Origin of the sequence: Devosia ureilytica, assembly GCF_024273195.1 — a bacterium.
In the GTDB taxonomy this organism is placed as follows: Bacteria; Pseudomonadota; Alphaproteobacteria; order Rhizobiales; family Devosiaceae; genus Devosia; species Devosia ureilytica.
In genome coordinates this window covers 295,420-317,679 of sequence record NZ_JAMZCU010000001.1, presented here as the reverse complement: position 1 = coordinate 317,679, position 22,260 = coordinate 295,420, and the positions used below count along the sequence as shown (strand labels likewise).

Here is a 22,260-nt window from a genome sequence, read left to right as displayed (position 1 = left end):
ATGACCAATCAGACCCGGGCACTCGAAGACCGCAGCAAAGCCAGCGCTGTGTGGCGCGGCGCGCTCTGTCGCTGCCCGCACTGCGGCCAGGGCAAGATGTTCCGTGCCTATCTCAAGACTGCCGACCAGTGTGGCGTCTGCGGCGAAGAACTCAGCCACCATCGCGCCGATGACTTCCCGCCCTACATCGCCATCACCATCGTTGGCCATATCCTCATCTTCCTGATGGTGCATATGGAAATGGCGTATCACGTCCAGCCCATGACCCACGTGGTCACCATGATTCCGCTGGCCATCGTGTTGCCTCTGGCCATGTTGCCTTCCATCAAGGGCGCAATCGTCGGCCTTCAATGGGCCAATCGCATGTATGGCTTCGGTCCGTCCCAACGGGCAGATCGGTCTGGTGGACAGATCTGAGACCGAGGGCCATGAGAGCTGTGCTCGAATGGCCGGTGGATCAGGCGGACTGGCCCCCAAATTGCTCGCAATTGCGGCAACCACCCAATTCCGCCAAGGCGTTGTTATCGACTTGACATCCGGCGGCAAATCCTTAGGTTGCGGCCAAATTCCGGCGCTGCCCTGTTCGCGGCGCCTTTCGCTTTGTGAAGGACACAGAAATGGCCAAGGCCGCCACCATCAAGATCAAGCTCGTCTCGACGGCCGATACCGGCTTTTTCTACGTTGCCAAGAAGAACGCTCGCACCCAGACCGAGAAGCTCTCCTTCCGCAAGTACGACCCCGTCGTGCGCAAGCATGTTGAATTCAAGGAAGCCAAGATCAAGTAATCCGGCTGCTCCTGTTTAAAATGAACAAACCCCCGCAAGCGATTGTGGGGGTTTTGTTTTGGCTTACGTTCACTTGAGGCAGAGATGCAGAACGGACGTTCGCCGTCCCCACTCCTCATTCATGGCCCGAGGCCCATGCATAAGGAATGGGGCGTCACTGCGTCCACAGGTGACTAAGCAGAACTATCCCAGGTGAGGAGAGTGGCTGGTCCGGAGCGGCATGTCGAAGAGGCCACTCTGTCCGCGTCCGGACCAACCGCCCTACGGGAACTCAGGAGTTGCGGCGGACCTGAGATGGGCCGTAGGGACCCGATGACCATTGGGATATATCCCAAGGCCGTCTGAAAGGACCCTAGTCCCAACCCGTAAAAAGGCCAAGTGAATCCAGCGACTCGACGCGCTCAACCATTTGTTAATTATAACAAATAACCCTAATAGCCGGGTTTTTACGCAAAACCGCTCAGGCGGCGTCAAAGATGACGCGATTCCGACCTTCGCGCTTGGCCCGATAGAGCGCCACATCGGCCCGCTTGATCATGCTCTCGGGCGTATCGACCTGACCCTCCCGGATCGACACCCCTACCGAGACCGTCACCGACAACGGTCGGGCGGCTCCAACCTCAAAGCTCTTCTCGGCCATCGATTGGCGCACCCGCTCTGCAACCGCCTCGGCCTGGGTGATGTCTGTGTCGGGCATTAGCACCACGAACTCCTCGCCGCCGAACCGGCAGGCCAGGTCCACGCCCCGGATGTTGCGCTTCAGCCGCGCCGAAAACTCGCGCAGCACCGCGTCGCCGATATCGTGGCCATGATTATCATTGACCGCCTTGAAGTGATCCATGTCGATGATCATCAGCGCCATGTCGCGATCCTGCTCCTGCGCCTTACTCAGCATCACATTGAGGTGCCGGTCGAAATAGCGCCGATTGTAGAGCCCGGTGAGCTCGTCCGTAACCGCCAGCGCCATGGTGTTGTTGACGCTTTCGCGCAGTTCCATGGCATAGCGGTGTCGGCGAATCTGGGTGCGTACCCGCGCCATCAGTTCATTGCGCTCCACCGGCCGGCTGATAAAGTCATTGACGCCAAGGTCCAGCGCCCGCACCACGCGCGGCTTGTCGGCGGCATCCGCCATCAGGATGATTGGCAGATTGCGCGAATGATCCACGGTCCTCATTTGCGAGCACACCCGGAGCGGATCGAATCCGTCAAGCCCCATGCTCACCAGTGCCAGCTCATAGCTGGCCCCCGTCACCTGGAACACGGCCTCGGCCGGCTCGGTGAGGATGTCGACCCGGTGTTCCGCGCTCAAATAGCCCTTGATGCGCTCGGCATGGCGTTGGTCGGTATCAATGATCAGGATTGAACCGCCACTGGCCGAAATGCTGTCCATCGCCCGCAGCGCGTCTTCGATGGCGATCTGCTGCCCCGTCAGCGCCCGGGCCCGCAATTCATCGGTCAGCGACTTCAGGCGCACCAGGCTCTTTACGCGCGCCATTAGCTGCGTGTCGTCCACCGGCTTGCTGAGGAAATCGTCGGCGCCTGCATCCAGTCCCTGCACCCGGTCCGAAGTCTGGTCCAGCGCCGTGATCATCAGCACGGGCAAATGATGGGTCTTGGAATTGGCCTTGAGCCGCCGGCAAACCTCGAACCCGTCCATTTCCGGCATCATCACGTCGAGCAGGACGATATCGACATCCTGGGTCTGGCAGATTTCCAGCGCCTGCGCCCCGGAGCTGGCCGTCACTACCTCGTAATATTCCGCGGTCAAACGCGCTTCGAGCAGGCGAACATTGGTTGGAATGTCATCGACGATCAGAACGCGAGCGGTCACAACACTACCCCGGATACTCAGGCGCAATGCGCAGGGACGACACCCCCGGCGGACCACGCGAACAAAACTCTTCGGCTCCTGGCAAACGACGCGCCAGTGTCAGCCCTGCTGTAGCGGCGCGCGCACGCGCCGCCCCTCAGGCAGGCCCAATGTATTGTGCAATGGTTTCCAGAAAGTGAGACACCGAGATGGGCTTGGAAATATAACCCTCGCACCCACCCTGCAGGATGCGCTCCTCGTCCCCCTTCATGGCGAAAGCGGTGACAGCAACAACTGGAATATGCGCCAGTTGCTCGTCATCCTTGAGCCACTTGGTCACCACCAGCCCCGACACTTCGGGCAGTTGAATGTCCATCAGGATCAGGTCGGGCATATGCGCCCTGGCCAGATCCAGCGCTTCCATTCCACTACGGGTCTGGATGACATTATATCCCCGCGATTCCAGCAGATCGTTGAAGAGCTTCATGTTGAGCTCGTTGTCTTCCACGATCATTACACTCTTGGGCATTCTACCTCGCTTGGGCCCCTTGCGGGCGCCCTGCCCGAAAACTGGGATGCGCCAGTCTGCGCACCTTCGCTTTCCGTTCCATCTGGGCTAGCATTGAAACTCTAACAAAACACCAAATGAGGCCGCCACTTGCCCGCTTCCGACCGCACCGCGCCGGACGTTTCCGCCCTTGCCGATTCCTGCCTGGGCTACCTTGCGGAACACCCTGAGGAACTGCTGGCCTTCATGCAGCATGCAGGCATGGACCCACAATCTCTGCGCGCTTCGGTCGGCACGGTGCGTCTTCAGCACGGCCTCATCGACTATTTTGCCTCAAATGAAGCGATTCTACTCGCTCTCTGCGCAAATGCCGGCACGACGCCGGAAACCTTCATGCGGGTCTGGCATCGGCTGAACCGAGTGGAGTGAAATGGCGACCGATTGGTTCTGCCGCGATTGCCTCACCAGCGGGGCCGCCGAGCATCCGCCCGGCCGCTGCCCGAGCTGCGGTTCGCCGCGCCTCAGGAGCCATGACGAACTCTTCTCGCTCTCCATCGCCCATGTCGATTGCGATGCCTTCTACGCCTCGGTCGAAAAGCGCGATGACCCATCCCTCCAGGGCAAGCCACTGATCATCGGCGGCGGCCAGCGCGGTGTCGTCTCCACCTGCTGCTACATCGCCCGCCAGTCGGGTGTCCGCTCGGCCATGCCCATGTTCAAGGCCCGCGAACTCTGCCCCGAGGCGGTCATCATCAAGCCCAACATGGCCAAATATGTCGAGGTCAGCCGCCAGATCAGGCGCCACATGGATGCGCTGACCCCCTTGGTGGAGCCTATATCCATCGACGAGGCCTTCCTCGACATGACCGGCACCGAGCGCGTCCACAAGGCCCCGCCCGCCCTTAGCCTTGCGCGCTTTGCCCGCACCATCGAACAGGACATCGGCGTCACCATCTCCGTGGGCCTCAGCCACAACAAGTTTCTCGCCAAGGTCGCCTCCGACCTCGACAAGCCGCGGGGCTTTGCCGTCATCGGCGTTGCCGAAACCCTCGAATTTCTGGCCCCCAAGCCGATCAGCCTCATCTATGGCGTGGGCAAGGTCTTCTCCGAAACTCTCAAGAAGGATGGCTACCACACCATCGGCCAGCTCCAGCAGGAGGACCCAACCCGGCTCATGCGGCTTTATGGCGAATCAGGCGCCCGCCTCGCCCGCCTCTCGCAAGGGCAGGACAGCCGCCGGGTCTCCATCGACGGTGAAATGAAGACGGTTTCTTCCGAGACCACATTCTTCCGCGATCTCGCATCGCTGGACGAACTCTCCACCGAATTGCTCAAATGCTCCGAACGCCTGTCCGAGCGCCTCAAGGCCAAGGGTCTTGTCGGCGACACGGTGACTTTGAAGCTCAAGACCGCCGGATTTAAGTTGCGCACACGCGCCCGACACCTGATGATGCCGACGCAGCTTGCCAATGTGCTTTACGAAGCGGGTCTGAGCCTCTTGCAGCGCGAGATCGATGGCACGCCTTTTCGCCTTATTGGCATTGGCGTATCTGGTCTCGATGCCGCTGACGGCTCTGATCCAGGCGATCTGCTGGAGCCGCAGGTCGCCCGCAAGGCGGCCGCTGAACGAGCGATGGACAAGGTCCGCACCCGTTTTGGCCGCACCGCTGTGGTGCGCGGCAAGCTCTACACCGCCCGGCCCGACACGCCGTCGGCACCGGTATCCGAAGAAGAAGCAGACGACCTCGAAGGCAAGACCAGATGACCGACCCGATCGAAAAGCTCCGCGAATATGGCTATGAATTGCCCGCGCCCAAGGCGCCCGTGGCCAGCTATGTGCCGGTGAGCCGCAGCGGCAATCTCCTTTATATTTCCGGCCAGCTCTCCAGCAACGACCAGGGCGTCGTGCAGGGCCTGCTCGGCGATAACATGAACGTCGTGCAGGGCGGCAACGCTGCCGAACTGTGCGCCGTCAACATCCTCGCCCAGGTCGTGCACATGGCCGGCGTGCCGCTGCATGAGGTCAAGCGCATTGTCAAACTGACGGTGCTTGTCGCCTCCACCCCCGAATTCTTCGAGCACCATCTGGTCGCCAATGGCGCCTCCAACCTGTTGGTCGGCGTCTTGGGCGACAAGGGCAAGCATGCCCGCGCAGCCTTCGGTGTCGCGGCACTACCCTTCGGCGCAGCGGTCGAAATCGAAGCGGTTGTCGAAGTGTAGCACTGCCGGTCCCGGTTGAACCCGGGACCGCACATCCCCATATCGGCCAGACCCAAGTTCAGGGATTTTCGTCCCAGTGTCTGCAAGCAATTACACCGCCAATATCCACCCCACCACGGCCTCCATCCCGGCAGCGGTGTGGAACAGTCTCGTGCCATCCACCGACGGCCGCGCGGATAACCCTTTCCTTGACCACGCCTTTTTCCTGGCTCTTGAAGAATCAGGCTGCGCCACCGGCCAGACTGGCTGGCAAGCGCAACACATCCTGCTCAAGGACCAGACCGACACACCCATCGGCCTCCTCCCGCTGTTCCTCAAGTCCCATTCCATGGGCGAATATGTCTTTGACCATGGCTGGGCCAATGCGCTGGAACGAGCCGGCGGCCACTACTATCCGAAGCTCCAGGGCTCCGTGCCCTTCACGCCAGCCACCGCGCCAAAGCTTTTGGTGCCATCAGGCAACCTCGAAGCACAGTCCGCCCTGCTCTCCACGGCGCAGCAACTGGCTGGCCGGCACGACGCCTCATCCGTCCACCTGACCTTTGTGCCCGAGGCGGAAGCCAGCCTCGCCGGCTCACTCGACTGGCTCCGCCGGGTCGATACCCAGTTTCACTGGCACAACCACGATTATTCCAGCTTTGAGGAATTTCTCGACACGCTCTCCTCGCGCAAGCGCAAGACCATCCGCCGCGAACGTCGCGACGCCCTGGCTGATGGCATCACCATCCGCTGGCTCACCGGCGCCGAAATCGAAGAACAGCACTGGGATGCCTTTTACGATTTCTACGAGGATACCGGCGCCCGCAAATGGGGCCGCCCCTATCTCAATCGCACGTTCTTTTCCCTGCTCGGGCAATATATGGCCGACCGCGTCGTGCTGATGCTGGCCTATGAGGGCGACACGCCCATCGCGGGCGCCATCAATTTCCGCGGCAAAGACCGCCTTTTCGGCCGCAACTGGGGCGCCACCCGCGATGTGCCCTTCCTTCACTTTGAAGTCTGCTACTACCAGGCCATCGACTACGCCATTGCCCACAAGCTGACGGTGGTCGAAGCCGGCGCCCAGGGCGAACACAAGCTGGCACGCGGCTACGAGCCGGTCCTGACGCACTCCGTCCACTGGATAGCGCACCCCGGCCTTCGCCGCGCCGTCGCCGATTACCTCGAAGACGAACGTCCTGCCGTCGAACAGCAGCAGGAGATGCTGGAAAGTTTCACCCCGTTTCGCAAGGGCGAACGGCAGGAGCGCTAGACCAACACCCCGGCAATTACCCTTTCCCGCAACGGGGAGGGCAGCGACCGTCCACCGGCGTGCCTCCCAACGGCACAATCTGGCGCACAACGCCCGGCGGGACTTCCGGGCCTGAAATTGCTCGGCTACGGTGGCCGAAAATGCACGAGGCCCGCATGACCTACGATCCCACCAATATCTTCGCGAAAATCCTCAACGGCGACCTGCCCTGCCACAAGGTGCACGAGGATGACATTGCATTGGTGATGATGGACATCTTCCCCCAATCAAAAGGCCATACGCTCGTCGTGCCCAAGGCTGCGTCCCGCAACCTTCTGGATGCCAATCCTGCCGACCTGTCAGCGGTGATGCCGCTGGTGCAGCGGGTGGCGCAGGCGGTCAAGGCTGCCACAAGGGCCGATGGCTTACGGGTCATGCAGTTCAACGAAGCGCCGGCGGGACAGACGGTGTTCCACCTCCATTTCCACATCATCCCCATTTATGAAGGGGTCGCACTGGGCGCCCATTCGGGCGGCAAGGCCGACGATGCCGAATTGGCGGCATTGGCTCGCGATATCGCCTCCGAACTATAGGCGCGCCATGACCCCAACTCGCCATCTCGCACTTGGTACGGTCCTGACGGCCTCGGCCGGTCTGATCGACGCGGTCGGCTTTATCGAACTGGGCGGCTATTTCACCTCGTTCATGAGTGGCAATACCACTCAGGGTGGCGCCGCCCTTGTCGATGGTGCCTGGCCGGTGGTGCTGCTGACAGCATCGCTCATCGTGCTCTTCTTCATCGGCAGCGTGTTGGGCGCTCTCGCTGCCTTTTCCAGCACCCGCTGGGGCCCCGCCGCCGTAAGCGCCGCCGTATCAGCCGGCGTGGCACTCACCCTTGCCCTGACGATGAACGGCTTCCCGCCCAACAAGACCATGCTGGTCTTGGCGGCGAGCGCCGGTGCACAAAACGCCATCCTGCCCATGCGCGGCGCCGTGCGCCTGGGCGCTACATTTGTCACCGGCACGCTGTACACCGCTGGCCAGGATCTGGCACTGGCACTGCGCGGAGCCGCGCCACCGCAGCGCTGGCTCCAGCATCTCGCGGTGTGGTCAGGCCTATACGCCGGGGCCGCCATAGGCGCCCTGCTCTACCGGTTCGTCGGCATCTACACACTTTGTCTGCCAGCGGCGGTCTATGTGGCTTTTACCTTTGGCCACCTCTGGGCCGGCCGTCGTTCGGCCATTTGACAGGCCCGGCCATGGCCGGGCCCCGCCGCACGATCAATGCCCGACCAGCAGGTCCCCATTGGCTTTGTGATGGACGCCCAGATTATCGACGATAGTGGCGCTGGCCTTGTTCAGACCTGAGAGCGAGACATCGACCCCGGCCTTTCTGAACTTGATGACGGCCTTGTCGACCCCGGCAACGCTGGAAATATCCCAGATATGCGCATGGGTGAGGTCGATCACCACCCGTTCGACTTTTTCGTCAAAGTCGAACGCCGCCATGAACTGCTCCGCCGAGGCAAAGAACAACTGCCCCTGCACGTGATAGACCCGGGTCTTGCCGTCCTCGCTCATTTCCTTGCGCACTTCAAATATCTGCGAAATCTTCCAGGCAAAGAACACGCCGGACAGCAACACGCCCACCAGAACGCCAATCGCCAGATTGTGGGTGAACACCACAAAGGCGACAGTGGACAGCATCACCATCGAGGACGATCGCGGGTGATCGCGCAGATTGCGTAGCGAACGCCAGTCGAACGTGCCGATGGAAACCATGATCATGATCGCCACCAGCGCTGGCATGGGAATATTGCGCAGCAGGTCGCCCAGCACCACCAGCAGCACCAGCAGATAAGCCCCCGCCAGGAAGGTCGACAGCCGCCCGCGCCCGCCGGAGCGGACATTGATCCCAGACTGGCCAATCATGGCGCAACCCGCCATGCCACCGAAGAAGCCCGAGACAATATTGGCGATGCCCTGCCCCACGCTTTCCTGCTGCTTGTCGCTGCCCGTGTCGGTGAACTCGTCGATGATCTGTGCCGTCATCAGCGATTCCAGCAGCCCCACGGCGGCCACGCCCACTGAGTAGGGCAGGATGATCCAGAGCATGTCCAGCGTCAGCGGCACATTGGGAATGAAGAAGAACGGCAAGGTCGTGGGCAATTCGCCCATGTCACCAACCAGATGCACATCCAGCCCCCCAAAGAACACAATGAGGCCGACCACGATGATCGCCACCAAAGGCGAAGGCACCAAGGTCGTCAGGCGCGGAAACAGGTAGATGATCGCCAATGCCAGGGCCAGCATGGGATACGTCATCCAAGGAACCCCGATCAACTCGGGCAACTGCGCCATGAAAATCAGGATGGCGAGTGCATTGACGAAGCCGGTCATCACCGAACGCGACACAAACCGCATCACCGTATGAAGCTTCAGATAGCCCGCGGCCACTTGCAGCAACCCCGCCAGAATGGTGGCCGCAAGCAAGTAATCCAGCCCATGCTCACGCACCAAGGAACCCATCAGCACTGCTGTCGCCGCGGTCGCCGCCGAAATCATCGCCGGTCGCCCGCCAAAGATCGAAATGACGATGGCGATCACCACGGAGGCATAAAGACCCACCTTGGGGTCCACTCCCGCAATAATCGAGAAGGCAATGGCCTCCGGCACCAACGCCAGAGCCACGACGAGACCGGAGAGCAGGTCTCCCCGCACGTTCCGCACCCATTCGGCGCGGTAGTTATCGAAATTGAACATGAACAAGACCTAGGGCGCGGTGGGCACGGGCGTGCCGATGTTTAAAGCGCGATGATACTTGTGACCGGGGGATCGGCGCCCGGAGAAGCCACCCGGGAAGAAATCCCGAGTCCGACGAATGCAACGCTTATAGGTGTCGCCGCCCTATCGGGCAACTGCAGCCACAAACGAAAAGGCCGGGATCGCTCCCGGCCTCTGTCATTCTCGCTCGAACTGGTTCTCAGCTCTTGTCAGCCGTCGCCTTTGGCTTCTTGGGCTTGGGCAACGCCTTGGGCTTTGCCGGGCGCGGTGGCACGGCCACCAGTTCCAGCTTGGCCTCGTTGCCCTCGCCCACCACGGCAACCGTCACGGAGCCGCCATTTACCAGTTCACCGAACAGCACCTGATCAGCCAGTGGCTTCTTGATGTGCTCCTGGATCACGCGTCCAAGCGGACGCGCGCCCATGCGTTCGTCATAGCCACGTTCCGCCAACCAGTCGGCCGCCTCGGGCGTCAGGTTGATGGTAACGCCGCGCTCGGCCAATTGGCCTTCGAGCTGCAGCACGAACTTCTCGACCACCCGGCGCACCACTTCGCGCGGCAGGGGCGCGAACGAGATGATCGCGTCGAGCCGGTTGCGGAACTCGGGGCTGAAGGTGCGATTGATCGCATCCTCGTCGTCCCCCTGCTCGCGCTTGCGCCCAAAGCCGATGGGTGCCCGCGCCAGGTCGGCTGCGCCGACATTGGAGGTCATGATCAGGATGACATTGCGGAAATCGACCGCCTTGCCGTTGTGATCGGTCAGCTTGCCGTGGTCCATCACCTGCAGCAGCACATTGTACAGGTCCGGGTGGGCCTTTTCGATTTCGTCCAGCAACACCACGCAATGCGGATGTTGATCGACGCCATCGGTCAACAGACCACCCTGATCGAACCCGACATAGCCCGGAGGGGCGCCGAGCAAGCGGCTGATCGTGTGGCGCTCCATATATTCGGACATGTCGAAGCGCAGCAGTTCGACGCCGAGCGTATCGGCCAGCTGCTTGGCGACTTCGGTCTTGCCCACGCCGGTCGGACCCGTAAACAGATACGAGCCAATCGGCTTTTCCGGCTCGCGAAGGCCGGCGCGTGCCAGCTTGATCGCCGACGACAGCGCCGTGATCGCCGAATCCTGGCCGAACACCACCGTCTGGAGGCTCTGCTGCAGCCCGGAGAGCAGTTCGGCATCCGACTTGGACACCGACTTGGGCGGGATGCGGGCAATGGTCGCGACGGTCGCTTCGATGTCCTCGACGTCGATCACCTTCTTGCGCTGATCTTCGGGCAGCAGCTTCTGGCTGGCGCCGGTCTCATCGATCACATCGATTGCCTTGTCCGGCAACTTGCGGTCGGTGATATAGCGCGCGCTCAGCTCCACGGCAGCCTTGAGAGCGTCATCCGTGTAGGTGATCTTGTGAAATTCCTCGAAATAGGGCCGCAGTCCCTTCACGATCTCGATGGCGTCAGGAACCGTCGGCTCATTGACGTCGATCTTCTGGAAACGACGCACTAGCGCCCGATCCTTTTCGAAGAACTGGCGATATTCCTTGTACGTGGTCGAGCCGATGCAGCGGATCGCCCCGCTTGCCAAAGCGGGCTTGAGGAGGTTCGAAGCATCGAGCGCCCCGCCCGACGTCGCGCCGGCACCGATCATGGTGTGGATTTCGTCGATGAAGAGCACCGCATTGGGCATCTTCTCGAGTTCCTTCATCACCGCCTTCAGGCGCTCTTCGAAGTCACCGCGATAGCGCGTACCGGCCAGCAGCGCACCCATGTCGAGCGCATAGATGACCGCTTCCTGAAGCACCTCAGGCACATCATTCTCGATGATCTTGCGCGCGAGGCCTTCGGCGATGGCGGTCTTGCCGACGCCAGCGTCACCCACATAGAGCGGATTGTTCTTCGAGCGGCGGCACAGCACCTGGATGGTGCGGCGCAATTCGGCATCGCGCCCGATCAGCGGGTCGATCTTGCCCAGCCGGGCTTTCTCATTGAGATTGACGCAGAAATCCGCCAGCGCCGAGCTTTTCTTGCTTTCGGCGCCACCCTCGGCCGCACCTTCACCATCCTCGGCGCCGCGCACCTTGCGCTCCTCGCTGGGGCCGGACTTGGTAATGCCGTGGGAAATGAAATTGACCGCGTCGAGCCGGCTCATGTCCTGCTGCTCGAGGAAATAGGCGGCATGGCTTTCGCGTTCGGCAAAGATCGCGACCAGCACATTGGCGCCGGTCACTTCCTCGCGACCCGACGATTGCACATGGATTACCGCGCGCTGGATCACGCGCTGGAACGCCGCGGTCGGCCGCGCATCCTGGCCGTTCTGCACGACGAGGCTGTCCAGCTCTTCATTGATAAAATCTTCAAGGTCGCTTTTGAGCGCGTCGATATCGACATCGCATCCGGTCAGCACCGCGACAGTATCGCGATCATCCGTCAGTGCCAGAAGCAGGTGCTCGAGGGTGGCAAACTCGTGGTTGCGCTCACGCGCCAGGTTCATCGCCTGATGCAGGGCCTTCTCGAGTCCGCGCGAAAATGAGGGCATATGATGTTCCTACTGTTTTTCCATCACGCATTGCAGCGGATGCTGGTTCTTGCGTGCCGTATCCATCACGCGGGTGACCTTGGTCTCGGCCACCTCGTAAGGATATACGCCGCACTCACCCACCCCCTTTTGGTGCACGTGCAGCATGATCTGCATGGCGTCTTCGCGTGACTTGTTGAAGACGTCCTGCAGGACCAGAACGACGAATTCCATCGGCGTGTAGTCGTCGTTGAGCAGCAGCACCCGATAAAGGTTCGGGCGCTTGGTTTTGGGACGCGTCTTGGTCACCGTCCCGGTTTCGAAATCAGCGTCGTTTCCGCCCCGGCGGCCGCCATCGTCGTCCTTTGGCCCGCCGGTCACGCGCAAGGGCGCAGGCAGGTGCAAGGACGTCTGGCGGGGAGCGGATAGTGAGGTAGACATGGTCATGGCTTTCGGCCGCCTGGAGAAAACGAAGCAGCAGGTTGGTCCCATTATGTAGGCAAAATCGGGCCGGTGTTAAGGGCCAACCCATCCCGAAAATGTGAGTGGCCCTAACCTGCTCCTACTGCGGACGATTTTATGCCGCGTGACCCACTGAAATGTGGGGTTAGAGGCGCTCCCGACACAACCATCCGAAAATCGACGGCATTTTACGGATTCGTAACGGCGTCAGGCTAACCTCCTGAAAGGCTGGACTTTCGGGGTTTGGGGACACTCGAAATCCGGCAGCGTCAAACGAGTTGCGTACGGGCCTGTTGCCCGATTGAGTAATTGGAGTACCGGGTGATTTCCCTGGCAAAGACCCCCTGGCGCGTTGCGTTTTTGCGCGCCGCCGCTGCTGTCCTTGTGACTTTTGCCCTCAGCCTTTCTGCTGCGGCACCGGTTCAGGCCATCGAAAACCTGCGCAAATATGCGGGCATCGTCGTCGACGCAAAATCCGGCAAGGTCCTCTACGAAGACCAGGCAGATTCCAGGCGCTATCCCGCGTCCGTCGCCAAGGTGATGACGCTTTACGTCCTGTTCCAGGAATTACAAGCCGGCAATCTCAGCCTCTCGACCAAAATGACGGTCTCGCGCCATGCGGCGGCCGCCGTTCCCACCAAGCTGGGCCTGCGCGCCGGCTCCACCATTTCGGTGGAAGACGCCATCAAATCGCTGGTGACCCTTTCCGCCAATGACATGGCCCGCGTCATCGCCGAGCACATCTCGGGCACCGAAACCAAATTCGCCGAACGCATGACAACCACGGCCCGCGCCATGGGCATGCGCAACACCACCTATCGCAACGCCTCGGGCCTGCCCGACGGTGGCCAGGTGACCACGGTGCGCGACCAGGCCATCCTGGGTATCGCCATCTACCAGCACTTCCCGACCTATTACGATTATTTCCAGACCACGGCCTTCCGCTTTGGCGGCAAGACCTATGGCAACCACAACCGCGTGCTTGGCTATATGGGCGCCGTCGATGGCATCAAGACCGGCTACATCAATGCCGCCGGCTCCAACTTGCTGACTGCCGCCCGCAAGGACAATCGTCACATTGTCGTCGTTGCCTTCGGCTTCAACTCCGCCGCCTCGCGCGACGAAAAGGTCCGTCAGCTGGTCAATAACTACCTTTCCAAGGGCCGTCGCGGCGACTACCTGCAGACGGCCATGGTGCCACTGCCCGGCCGCCAGGGCGGCACGCAGTTCGCGCTGGCCCAGCCGCGCAAACCCACCTTCGCCATGCCCACGCCCATGCCCGACTTCCGGCTTGCTGCACTGGTCTCCGGCAATGGCGCCCAGCCGCAGGCACAGATTGCCGTTGCTTCGGCCGCCCCGGTGACCTTGCCGGTGCCCGCCCCTGCCGACCTCGGCCTGTCGCCCGCTGTTCAGGCCGCCAACGTGCTGGCCGCCCCGTCCCAGGCCGAGCCGCTTTACCCCAGCCAGGACGTTATCGGTGCTTGGCTAAGCGAAACCTATAACCTGGGCGCGCCGCCGGCTGCCCTCGGCCAGACCGCCCCCTCCTCGCCCCTGTTGCCACCCGGTGCGGTTGGTACCGATGGTGGTGGCGCGGCACAGCCCGTCGACCTGATGCACTCCGGCTCGGTCGCCGATGCCGCCCCAGTCACTGGCTGGATGGTGCAGATCGGCGCCGGCCCGTCCGAGGACAGCGCCCGCTCCCTGCTTTCCGACGCCGCCAGCAAGGTCGGCTCACTCGGTGACTTCCGCTCCTATGTCGAGCGCTTCGAGAAGAACGGTCAGGTTTTCTACCGGGCACGCTTCGTCGGCTTCGGTGACCGCGATGCCGCGACCAATATGTGCAATCGCCTCAAGGACCAGGATCTGGCCTGCCTGGCGATGCAGGGCTGACATAAGCATCGGACCGAAAAGTGCTCAGCGGTTTTCGGTCCGATGCGTGACTGAACAAGTACAGCACGGCGGATCAACCGCTGGCTGAAACGAATGGGGCGGCGCGTATTGCCGCCTTGGGGAATGCAGTTGGTGCTTGTGTATGGAGTAGCCCAATGAGTGACCGCAATGCTCTTGTCGAACTGGCCAATTTTGTTGGTCGCTCGCCACTCGCCTCACCGGACATGCGGGTCCGCAACAAGGCCCTCAAGGGCGTGACGGAACGTATTCTGCCGCGTCAGAAGCGCTCGGTGGGCGATCTGCTCGGCGTAGTCATGGCCCTCTCGGCCCGAACCCGGCGCATGGCGCAGGACCCTGTTCATGTCGAGGTGGACGTCTTCGCTCCCGGTGGCAAGCGCGCCCTGCGCATGATTCTCGGCGAAAGTTGATTGCCCACACCGATACTCTATCTGCCCGGAGCCGGCGGCAGCGCCGGCTTCTGGAAGCCAGTCGCGGACCAGGTCGGCGGCCGCTTTGAACTTCTCTCCTGGCCCGGTCTCGGGCAGGAACCAGCCGATCCCGATATTTCCTCCATCCAAGATCTGGTCACGCGTACGCTCGCGCGCATCGACGCGCCGGTCGATCTCGTGGCGCAGTCCATGGGCGGCTACGTAACCCTCAGGACAGCGCTCGCCGCGCCCGGCATGGTGCGCCGCCTGGTTCTGGCGGTGACTTCAGGCGGGGTGCCGATGCTGGATCTGGGTGGCGCCGACTGGCGCGGCGACTATTTCGCCAGTTACCTCACAGCAGCACCATGGATTGCCGAGCCGACACGGGACCTCTCGGGAGAAATCAGCACACTGGACGTGCCGACCCTGCTGCTTTGGGGTGATGCCGATCCCATCAGCCCGGTGGCCGTCGGGCAGCGGCTCATGGAGCTGCTACCCGATGCCAGCATGCATGTCATCCCGGGTGGCGGCCACGACCTGGCGCAGACCCACCCCCACACCGTCGCCGCGCTTATCGCCGCACACCTGGGTTAGTCGCGGCGCCCTAGACGAGCGCCACGATATCCTTGCGCTTCCACACGAACTGATACCAGCTCGCCTGTAGCACCAGCATCATCGTGAAGCTCGCCGCATAGGCAACCCAGATTCCCGTCAGCCCCAGGCTGGTCTGGCTGAGCCACACCGCGCCAGGCAGTTCGATCAAGAGGATACAGGCGAGCGAGAGCACCATCGGCGCATAAACCGTGCCGCTGGCACGCATGATGCCCGAGAAAATGACGCTCCATCCGAAGCACAAAATACTCCACAGCACCACGTGCAGCAGCGTCTCCGTCAACGCCACCACAGCCGGATCGGTAATGAACAGCGCCACCAGATGCTGGCTGAACAGGTAGGCCAGCACGATCAGCCCGCCGGTGATGATAAGGTTCAGCACCAGTGCCGTACGGGTTATCGCCGCTAACTGCCCGTTCTGCCGCGCACCAATCGCCTGCGCCGCAAAGATCGACGCAGCGATGCCAATGGACATGGCCGGAAACTGCACATAGCTCATCACCTGCCCCAGCGCTCCATAGGCTGCGGTAGCATCTGAGCCGAAGCGGTTGACGAGGCCGACCACGACAATGCCGGCGATGGACGAGATGACCATCTGCATGCCAGCCGGCACGCCCAGCTTGAGGATCAGCCCAAGCAGTTTGAAGTCCGGGCGCAGCATCGCCCCCAGCAACACCCCGTCTGGCGCCAGCGGCATGTTGCGCACGCGCATATAGACAAACAGGAACACCAGCACCGTCGTGAACCCGGCAATCATGGCAACGGCCGCAGCGTTGACGCCCAGTTGCGGCAAGCCGAACCAGCCCTGGATCAATGCTGGCGTGACCACAAGGCTCACCACCATCGAAAGAATCAGCGAAAACAGCGGCGTGATCGTGTCGCCCACGCCGCGCAGCACTGAGGTCACGACGAGGAACATGAAAAAGCTTGGCATGCCGATGAGAACGATGCGCGCATAGCCAACCGCCAGTTGCCGGATATTGTCGGGCGCGCCCAGCACGGTCATGATCTGCTCGGTCCAGATGCCCCCAACCACGGCCACGACCAGGCCCAGCACAATTGCCGCAGCCAGCGTAGTGCCGGTCACCTGCTTGACCTTGTCGAGATTACGCGCGCCCCATGCCTGTCCGATCAGGATGGTCGAACCCGCTGAAAGCCCAATGAGGAAACTCATCAGGAAAAACATGATCGGGAAGAACGTGGCGGTCGCTGCCAGGGCTTCGACGCCAATCATCTGGCCGACATAGATTGAATTCACAGTTCCCGACAGCGCCTGCAGGATATTCGAGGCCATCAGCGGGATGAGGAAAAAGGCAAACCGCTGCCACAGCGGACGAGGAGATGCGGCGTTCATCAGAGCGCTCCAAATTTGATCAAGTCTTTACGTCACGGCTCTGGACCCCAAATCCGGCTGGAGGCTGAAAAATGTTCAGGCTGCCGGGGGGACCTATTCACACCGCGCAAAATGCGGTGCCGGCTGGACGGGCGCTGGAGGCTGGGCAATGACGGCGCCTCTCTACGCCTCCGTTCAGAGACCGTCAATGCAGCCCTTTCTGCCATTCCCAGGCGCGATGGATGGCATCAATGCTTGTCATCACCGGCCACCTCCCAGTGTGCTAGACAGGGCCCATGTCGCACACCACCCCACCACCCCAGCCTTCCATGGAACAGTTTCTCGCCGGCGCCCGCGCCTGCATCCCCGTCGCCATATCGGTGGCGGCCTATGGCATGGTCTGGGGCATGTTGGCGCGCAGCGCCGGTCTGAGCCTGATCGAGGTCATGATGATGAGCGGCCTGGTCTTCGCCGGTTCCGCCCAATTCGTTGCCCTTGACCTGTGGACGGCGACGCCCGCCACCCTGCCAATCGGCCCGCTGGTGCTGGCCGCCCTGATCGTCAACCTGCGCTACCTGCTGCTCACCGCAACTCTCCGCCCGCTCTACCCGCCTGGCAAACTCGGACGCGGCGCATTGAGCATGTATCTGGTCACCGACGAGAACTGGGTCATGACCGTGGCCGCTATGGCGCGCGGCGGGGGCAGTGTGGCCTTTCTCATGGGCGGTGGTGTCCTCGCCTGGATATCCTGGATGAGCACCAATCTCATCGGCTACGGCCTCGGCTCAACCATCGACGACCCAGCCCGCTGGGGCCTCGATTTTGCCTTCACTGCCACCTTCCTCGCTCTTCTGCTGGGCATGTGGAAGGGCCGTGGCGATATCCTGCCCTGGCTGGTGGCAGCCCTCGCCGCCATCCTGACCGCCCAACATGTCGATGGCAGCTGGCATATCCTGGTTGGTGGCATCGCCGGCAGCCTCGCTGGCGCCATTCTCGACACCCGCAAGGAGGCAACGGCCCGTGTTCACGTCTCCTGAGGCCGTTATCGCCATTTTTGGCATGGCAATGGTCACCATCGCCGTCAAGGCCGGCGGACTGCTTTTGGCCGATCGCCTGCCGCGCGAAGGTTTCGCTGCCGCCTGGCTGCGTCACATCCCCGGCGCCGTACTCGCCGCCCTGGTCGCCCCTGCGCTGGTCAAGGGCAGCCTTGCCGAAGTCATCGCGGCCCTCGCCACAGGCACCGTCTACATCCTGACGCGAAACCTCTTCGCTGCCATGGCCAGCGGCGTTCTCACGGTCTATCTCATGCGCCTGCTATTGGGCGCATAGAATGCCTGCATAGCGATGTGAGGAAAATGGTGCCCCCCGCCGGACTCGAACCGGCACGCCTCGCAGCGGAGGATTTTGAGTCCTCTGCGTCTACCATTCCGCCAGAGGGGCACGGGCTCGGTTCCTAACCGAGAAGTCCGCGCCGCGCAACTGGGCGCAGCGCAATCTCACCAGCTACAGCAGGCTCTCGGGTTGACTTAGGCTCGGGTCAAGGAAAGTGCCATTGCCACTGGGCTGCGTGGTCGTGAACCCGCTGCCGTAGTTCTGCTGCATCATCTGCTCGCGCTGGATGGCATCGAACGCCTGAACGTCGAGCCCGATCACTGACGTCATCAGATTCGGACCGGTCCCCGGCTTGAACGCCTCGGCAATTGCCGCCTCGCCCTCGAAGGCCTTCACGCCGGTGCTCGGGTTGATCCAGGCCGTCGTCATGCCAGTGGGCACGTTGAACGGCGTCGCCGGCCTGCCCTGCATGGCCCGGCTCATGAATTCGGTAAAGATCGGCACGGCCATGCCGCCGCCGGTCGACGCCGACCCCATCGAGCGCGGCTGGTCATAGCCCACATAGATCCCCACGGCCATTTCGGGCGTGAAGCCGACAAACCAGGCATCCTTGTAGTCATTGGTTGTGCCGGTCTTGCCCGCGACCGGGCGATTGAGCGACCGCGCGGCCGTCCCGGTGCCACGCTGCACGACGCCTTCCATCATCGAGGTGATTTGATAGGCCGTCATCGGATCGAGCACTTGCGGACGATTGTCGAGAATGCGCGGCTCCCCCTGCCCGTGCCAGTCCTCTGCCTGGCAGCCATCGCATACCCGCTGGTCGTGCCGGAACACCGTACTTCCGTAACGATCCTGTATCCGGTCGATCAGCGTCGGCACAATCTTGCGCCCGCCATTGGCAATGGTCGCATAGGCCGCGGTCATGCGCATGGCCGTGGTTTCACCAGCGCCCAGGGCCATGGCCAGCACCGGCTGCATGTTGTCATAGATGCCGAACAGCTGCGCATAATCGGCAATCAGCGGCATGCCGATGTCGCGCGCCAACCGCACGGTCATCACGTTGCGGCTCCGCTCGATCCCGCGCCGCAGCGTCTGCGGGCCATAAAACTCCTGAGAATAGTTCTCCGGCCGCCAGACCGATCCATCGCTCATCCGCACTTCCACTGGCGCGTCGAGCACCACCGAAGCCGGCGTATAGCCATTGTCGAGCGCTGCCGCATACACGATGGGCTTGAACGAGGACCCCGGCTGGCGCAGCGCCTGCGTCGCCCGGTTGAACTCGCTTTCGGCAAAGGAGAAACCGCCAACCATGGCCAGCACGCGCCCGGTGCGCGGGTCCATCGCCACCAGCGCGCCCTCGATCTCGGGCACCTGCTCGAGCGTATAGGCGCCATCCTTGCCCGCCACCGGCGACACATAGACCACGTCTCCGACCTTGAGGAGATCTTCGACAGGCTTTGAAACCCACTTGATATCGGGCCCCGACAATGTGCCCTCGACCCGGCTTGTGGCCACCGCGCCATCGACATCGTCTTCCGGCCGCAGCCCGATCCGCGCCTGGTTACCGCCCACCTCCAGCACCACGGCGAGCTGCCATTCCGGCACGTCGCTCAGGGGCACAATGGCCGAAACCGCAAGGCCCCAGTCCTCGCCCAGCTCGATGCTCGCCACCGGCCCGCGAAACCCCTTGCCATGGTCGAATGCGATCAGCCCGTCCATCAAGGCGCGCCGCGCATATTCCTGCAGACGCGGCTCGAGCGTCGTGCGCACCGACAGCCCGCCGCCATAGAGCTGGTCCTCGCCATAAAGCTTGGCCAGTTCGCGCCGCACTTCCTCGGTGAAATATTCTGCCGAATAGAGCTGGCTGCCTGCCGCGCGCGGAATGACATTGAGCGGCGCCTGCTTGGCGCTTTCCGCTTCCTCATAGGTGACATAGCCATTCTCGACCATGCGATCGATCACCCAGTTGCGGCGCTCGATGGCCGCCTCGGCGCGCCGGAACGGGTGGTAATTGTTAGGCCCCTTGGGCAATGCCGCGATATAGGCCGCCTCGGGCAGCGTCAGCTGATAAAGCGCCTTGTCGAAATAATTGAGCGCCGCCGCGGCAACCCCATAGGAGTTCAGCCCCAGGAAAATCTCGTTGAGATAAAGCTCGAGAATCTTGTTCTTGGAAAAGGTCGATTCGATCCGCAGCGCCAGCACGGCTTCCTGGATCTTGCGGTCCCAGGTCTGCTCGGATGTCAGCAGGAAGTTCTTGGCCACCTGTTGGGTAATCGAGGACCCGCCACCCTGGATGGAATTATTGCCATCCATCCGCGCAACCAGATTGTCGCGCAACGCGCGGATCACACCGTCCACCGCAATGCCGCTATGGCTGTAAAAATCCTTGTCCTCGGCCGAAAGGAACGCCTCGACCACCAGCGGCGGCACCGTTTCGATGGGCTGGAACAGCCGCCGCTCACGCGCATATTCGGCCAGCAGCGTACCATCGGCGGCGTGCACGCGCGTCGTCACCGGCGGCTGGTAGTCCTGCAACACGGTGTAGTCGGGCAGTTGGGAGGTCACCGCGACGAGATAGACAGCCGCCGCCGCCACCCCGCCCAGGGCGAGAAACATGCCGAAACCGAACAACCAGCCAAGCAGACGGAACATGTGGTCAGTATCTCCGGGCGGCAAGCGCAGTCAGAGTCGAACCATAGCAGAACAGCGCCGCGATTGTGATCACAACACCCCCACTCATGGCTCTTCCTCAAGACTGTCAAAATAGGTGGAAATGCCGCGCGCAATCGCCTCGGCAGTGCGATCCTGCCAGTCTGACTGCATCAGATTGGCCATGTCGCTGGCGTTGGACAGGAACCCCAGTTCCACCAGCACCGATGGCACGTCTGGGGCCTGCAAAACGAAGAAATCGGCCTGTCGCACTGGAAAGCGCCGCAGCGCCACGCTGGGCTCCAGCTGGTGCACAATCGATTGCGCGGCCATGAAGGACTGAACCCGCATTTCGCGCCGCATCAAGTCGAGCAATATGTCCACCACCTCCGGCGCCATTGTCTGCGGCATGGCGAAGCCCGCAATGACATCGCTGGCGTTCTCGCTGTCGGCCAGCACCTTGTCGAGCACATCGGTCGCGTTTTCGTCACGCGTATAAACACTGGCGCCACGGATTTCAGGCTGCTGGAAACTGTCAGCGTGTAGCGAAATGAACAGGTCCGCCTTGTTGGACCGTGCCAATTCCACTCGCTCTTCGAGCTTGAGATAGGAATCATCCTCGCGCGTCAGCGCCACATCGAACCGCCCAGCAGCGACCAGCAATTCCTGCAGGCGCAAGGCAAAAGCCAGCACGATGTCCTTTTCCTTGATCCCACCCAGCGCCTCGGCGCCACTGTCGATACCACCATGCCCTGGGTCGATCACCACCAGCGGCCGACTTGCGATTGGCAGCTCCGATCCACCGGCGGGCGTTGAAACAGCCGGCGCCACGGTTTCCGAGGCCAACTTGTCGCGCTCGACATTGGCGGCAAATTCCTCGGCAGTCGCCGCAATGATATCCACCACCAGCCGCGCCGGCTGGTCCTCGAAGGCGTCGAGCACATAGGCCTGCTGCACCTGCGCTGGGCCGGCCAGCGTCAATGTTGTGCGCACCCGGTCGGCGGCGGCCTGTTCTATGGCATAGGCCGAGACCAGCCCAGCGTCGCCCGGCGCGCCTTCCGGCTCCGGCACCGAGAACGTTCCAGCCCGCACGTCCACCGCCAGCCGCTGCGGCTCATCGAGCGACACAAAGGAGAATTCGGTGCGCTCGGCCAGATCAATGACCAGCCGCGCCCGTTCGGCGGTCCCGGTCACCCGCGCGTCGATCACATTGGGCAGTGGAGGCAATGGCGCAGCGTCCTGCGCGTGCAGTGTCGCGGACAGGGCCATGAGCGCAAGCAGGCCCGTCAAAAGGCGTATCAGAACGTGTTTGGTCAAGACGTCGACCGGCTCCCAAAAATCTGGACTGCTGGATGGCGCCGGGATGCGGCGATTCTTCGGCAGGTCTGGCCTTATGCGATGATTTGCGTCACCGGCCAAGGAAGGTCGCGGTAAAACCCGCGTGCCGTGGCTGTTTTGACTTTCCTGTTGCCAATCCGGCGCAACTTTCCTACACGCTAGTAATGCAGGTGCGTGTGTTTCGTGGCCGTTTTCGGGGTTTTCAATTTGCCCCCTATGGCCCGGAGCGGAAGTTGCGGTTTCAACGCCCTGCGATGACGAATTTCGGCCCAACCGGGCCGGACGGTGCCAGGCTCTCGGCCTGACACCCAATAGGAAGAGGTCATATGGCCCGCTGGCGAACTGAGCGCGACGCGATCG

General features: G+C 62.2%; 21 protein-coding genes, 1 tRNA gene and 1 other annotated feature. Of the genes, 13 read left to right on the top strand and 9 right to left on the bottom strand.

The features are described from left to right. Both NIM87_RS01605 and rpmG read left to right on the top strand, forming a co-directional pair. Entirely contained in the window at window positions 1-417 is a 417-nt protein-coding gene (locus tag NIM87_RS01605) for a DUF983 domain-containing protein (protein ID WP_254672879.1), read from the top strand. A 200-nt stretch (window positions 418-617) separates the two neighbouring features. Next, the gene (gene rpmG / locus NIM87_RS01600) at window positions 618-785 is read left to right on the top strand and encodes a 50S ribosomal protein L33 (RefSeq protein WP_254672878.1); all 168 of its coding nucleotides are present in this window, start codon (window positions 618-620) and stop codon (window positions 783-785) included. A gap of 460 nt (window positions 786-1,245) precedes the next feature. Here the strand turns inward: rpmG and NIM87_RS01595 are convergent, their stop codons facing one another. Both NIM87_RS01595 and NIM87_RS01590 read right to left on the bottom strand, forming a co-directional pair. After that, window positions 1,246-2,616 carry a PleD family two-component system response regulator gene (locus NIM87_RS01595; RefSeq protein ID WP_254672877.1) on the bottom strand — a complete coding sequence of 457 codons (1,371 nt, stop codon included), beginning with the start codon at window positions 2,614-2,616 and terminating at the stop codon, window positions 1,246-1,248. Window positions 2,617-2,752: 136 nt separating this feature from the next. Beyond that, window positions 2,753-3,124 (bottom strand): response regulator, encoded by a 372-nt coding sequence (locus NIM87_RS01590; protein ID WP_254672876.1) that lies wholly within the window; start codon window positions 3,122-3,124, stop codon window positions 2,753-2,755. 129 nt (window positions 3,125-3,253) lie between these two features. Here NIM87_RS01590 and NIM87_RS01585 point away from each other — a divergent pair, with 129 nt between their 5' ends. The 6 genes from NIM87_RS01585 (at window position 3,254) to NIM87_RS01560 (ending at window position 7,802) form a co-directional block, all read left to right on the top strand. Then, window positions 3,254-3,532 carry a DUF3572 family protein gene (locus NIM87_RS01585; protein WP_254672875.1) on the top strand — a complete coding sequence of 93 codons (279 nt, stop codon included), beginning with the start codon at window positions 3,254-3,256 and terminating at the stop codon, window positions 3,530-3,532. A 1-nt stretch (window position 3,533) separates the two neighbouring features. Next, window positions 3,534-4,868, top strand: a complete 1,335-nt coding sequence (locus tag NIM87_RS01580; RefSeq protein WP_254672874.1) for a DNA polymerase IV — start codon at window positions 3,534-3,536, stop codon at window positions 4,866-4,868. Continuing rightward, the gene (locus NIM87_RS01575) at window positions 4,865-5,323 is read left to right on the top strand and encodes a RidA family protein (RefSeq protein WP_254672873.1); all 459 of its coding nucleotides are present in this window, start codon (window positions 4,865-4,867) and stop codon (window positions 5,321-5,323) included. The genes NIM87_RS01580 and NIM87_RS01575 overlap by 4 nt, the downstream gene beginning before the upstream one ends. Window positions 5,324-5,399: 76 nt before the next feature. Further along, the gene (locus tag NIM87_RS01570; RefSeq protein ID WP_254672872.1) at window positions 5,400-6,575 is read left to right on the top strand and encodes a GNAT family N-acetyltransferase; all 1,176 of its coding nucleotides are present in this window, start codon (window positions 5,400-5,402) and stop codon (window positions 6,573-6,575) included. A gap of 155 nt (window positions 6,576-6,730) precedes the next feature. Beyond that, window positions 6,731-7,147 carry an HIT family protein gene (locus NIM87_RS01565; protein ID WP_254672871.1) on the top strand — a complete coding sequence of 139 codons (417 nt, stop codon included), beginning with the start codon at window positions 6,731-6,733 and terminating at the stop codon, window positions 7,145-7,147. A 7-nt stretch (window positions 7,148-7,154) separates the two neighbouring features. After that, window positions 7,155-7,802, top strand: coding sequence for a YoaK family protein (locus NIM87_RS01560; RefSeq protein WP_254672870.1), 648 nt, complete (start codon window positions 7,155-7,157; stop codon window positions 7,800-7,802). A 33-nt stretch (window positions 7,803-7,835) separates the two neighbouring features. Here NIM87_RS01560 and NIM87_RS01555 read toward each other — a convergent pair whose 3' ends face one another. The 3 genes from NIM87_RS01555 to clpS form a co-directional block, all read right to left on the bottom strand. After that, window positions 7,836-9,317, bottom strand: coding sequence for a SulP family inorganic anion transporter (locus NIM87_RS01555; protein WP_254672869.1), 1,482 nt, complete (start codon window positions 9,315-9,317; stop codon window positions 7,836-7,838). Window positions 9,318-9,375: 58 nt separating this feature from the next. Next, window positions 9,376-9,433, bottom strand: a sequence feature (sul1 is cis-regulatory element that is thought to sense ions involved in sulfur or methionine metabolism; They are found in Alphaproteobacteria). A 104-nt stretch (window positions 9,434-9,537) separates the two neighbouring features. Continuing rightward, window positions 9,538-11,877 carry an ATP-dependent Clp protease ATP-binding subunit ClpA gene (clpA, locus tag NIM87_RS01550; RefSeq protein WP_254672868.1) on the bottom strand — a complete coding sequence of 780 codons (2,340 nt, stop codon included), beginning with the start codon at window positions 11,875-11,877 and terminating at the stop codon, window positions 9,538-9,540. 9 nt (window positions 11,878-11,886) lie between these two features. Next, a complete protein-coding gene (gene clpS, locus NIM87_RS01545) occupies window positions 11,887-12,303 on the bottom strand; it encodes an ATP-dependent Clp protease adapter ClpS (protein ID WP_254672867.1) in 417 nt (138 codons plus the stop codon). 336 nt (window positions 12,304-12,639) lie between these two features. Between clpS and NIM87_RS01540 the strand changes: the two genes are divergently transcribed. The 3 genes from NIM87_RS01540 (at window position 12,640) to NIM87_RS01530 (ending at window position 15,230) form a co-directional block, all read left to right on the top strand. Next, window positions 12,640-14,208 (top strand): serine hydrolase, encoded by a 1,569-nt coding sequence (locus NIM87_RS01540; protein WP_254672866.1) that lies wholly within the window; start codon window positions 12,640-12,642, stop codon window positions 14,206-14,208. Between the two features lie 155 nt (window positions 14,209-14,363). Beyond that, window positions 14,364-14,636 (top strand): hypothetical protein, encoded by a 273-nt coding sequence (locus NIM87_RS01535; protein WP_254672865.1) that lies wholly within the window; start codon window positions 14,364-14,366, stop codon window positions 14,634-14,636. Then, window positions 14,637-15,230, top strand: a complete 594-nt coding sequence (locus NIM87_RS01530; RefSeq protein ID WP_254672864.1) for an alpha/beta fold hydrolase — start codon at window positions 14,637-14,639, stop codon at window positions 15,228-15,230. Window positions 15,231-15,240: 10 nt separating this feature from the next. Here the strand turns inward: NIM87_RS01530 and NIM87_RS01525 are convergent, their stop codons facing one another. After that, window positions 15,241-16,602 (bottom strand): MATE family efflux transporter, encoded by a 1,362-nt coding sequence (locus tag NIM87_RS01525; protein ID WP_254672863.1) that lies wholly within the window; start codon window positions 16,600-16,602, stop codon window positions 15,241-15,243. 275 nt (window positions 16,603-16,877) lie between these two features. On the opposite strand from NIM87_RS01525, the gene NIM87_RS01520 reads away from it, so the two are divergent. Both NIM87_RS01520 and NIM87_RS01515 read left to right on the top strand, forming a co-directional pair. Further along, complete coding sequence (locus tag NIM87_RS01520) at window positions 16,878-17,618, top strand: AzlC family ABC transporter permease (protein WP_254672862.1); 741 nt, start codon at window positions 16,878-16,880, stop codon at window positions 17,616-17,618. Beyond that, a complete protein-coding gene (locus NIM87_RS01515) occupies window positions 17,602-17,910 on the top strand; it encodes an AzlD domain-containing protein (protein WP_254672861.1) in 309 nt (102 codons plus the stop codon). Before NIM87_RS01520 ends, NIM87_RS01515 begins: the two co-directional genes overlap by 17 nt. A gap of 27 nt (window positions 17,911-17,937) precedes the next feature. Here the strand turns inward: NIM87_RS01515 and NIM87_RS01510 are convergent. The 3 genes from NIM87_RS01510 to NIM87_RS01500 form a co-directional block, all read right to left on the bottom strand. Further along, window positions 17,938-18,021: transfer RNA gene (locus NIM87_RS01510), tRNA-Leu, on the bottom strand. Between the two features lie 63 nt (window positions 18,022-18,084). Further along, window positions 18,085-20,565 (bottom strand): penicillin-binding protein 1A, encoded by a 2,481-nt coding sequence (locus tag NIM87_RS01505; RefSeq protein ID WP_332017494.1) that lies wholly within the window; start codon window positions 20,563-20,565, stop codon window positions 18,085-18,087. An 84-nt stretch (window positions 20,566-20,649) separates the two neighbouring features. Then, window positions 20,650-21,879 carry an N-acetylmuramoyl-L-alanine amidase gene (locus NIM87_RS01500; RefSeq protein WP_254672860.1) on the bottom strand — a complete coding sequence of 410 codons (1,230 nt, stop codon included), beginning with the start codon at window positions 21,877-21,879 and terminating at the stop codon, window positions 20,650-20,652. Window positions 21,880-22,260 lie beyond the last annotated feature (381 nt).

Bases quoted from the DNA above. Each gene is read 5' to 3' on its own strand.
- NIM87_RS01605 (WP_254672879.1), top strand. From the start codon at position 1: ATGACCAATCAGACCCGGGCACTCGAAGACCGCAGCAAAGCCAGCGCT.
- rpmG (WP_254672878.1), top strand. From the start codon at position 618: ATGGCCAAGGCCGCCACCATCAAGATCAAGCTCGTCTCGACGGCCGAT.
- NIM87_RS01590 (WP_254672876.1), bottom strand. From the start codon at position 3,124: ATGCCCAAGAGTGTAATGATCGTGGAAGACAACGAGCTCAACATGAAG.
- NIM87_RS01580 (WP_254672874.1), top strand. From the start codon at position 3,534: ATGGCGACCGATTGGTTCTGCCGCGATTGCCTCACCAGCGGGGCCGCC.
- NIM87_RS01575 (WP_254672873.1), top strand. From the start codon at position 4,865: ATGACCGACCCGATCGAAAAGCTCCGCGAATATGGCTATGAATTGCCC.
- NIM87_RS01565 (WP_254672871.1), top strand. From the start codon at position 6,731: ATGACCTACGATCCCACCAATATCTTCGCGAAAATCCTCAACGGCGAC.
- NIM87_RS01560 (WP_254672870.1), top strand. From the start codon at position 7,155: ATGACCCCAACTCGCCATCTCGCACTTGGTACGGTCCTGACGGCCTCG.
- NIM87_RS01555 (WP_254672869.1), bottom strand. From the start codon at position 9,317: ATGTTCAATTTCGATAACTACCGCGCCGAATGGGTGCGGAACGTGCGG.
- clpA (WP_254672868.1), bottom strand. From the start codon at position 11,877: ATGCCCTCATTTTCGCGCGGACTCGAGAAGGCCCTGCATCAGGCGATG.
- clpS (WP_254672867.1), bottom strand. From the start codon at position 12,303: ATGACCATGTCTACCTCACTATCCGCTCCCCGCCAGACGTCCTTGCAC.
- NIM87_RS01535 (WP_254672865.1), top strand. From the start codon at position 14,364: ATGAGTGACCGCAATGCTCTTGTCGAACTGGCCAATTTTGTTGGTCGC.
- NIM87_RS01525 (WP_254672863.1), bottom strand. From the start codon at position 16,602: ATGAACGCCGCATCTCCTCGTCCGCTGTGGCAGCGGTTTGCCTTTTTC.
- NIM87_RS01520 (WP_254672862.1), top strand. From the start codon at position 16,878: ATGTCGCACACCACCCCACCACCCCAGCCTTCCATGGAACAGTTTCTC.
- NIM87_RS01505 (WP_332017494.1), bottom strand. From the start codon at position 20,565: ATGTTCCGTCTGCTTGGCTGGTTGTTCGGTTTCGGCATGTTTCTCGCC.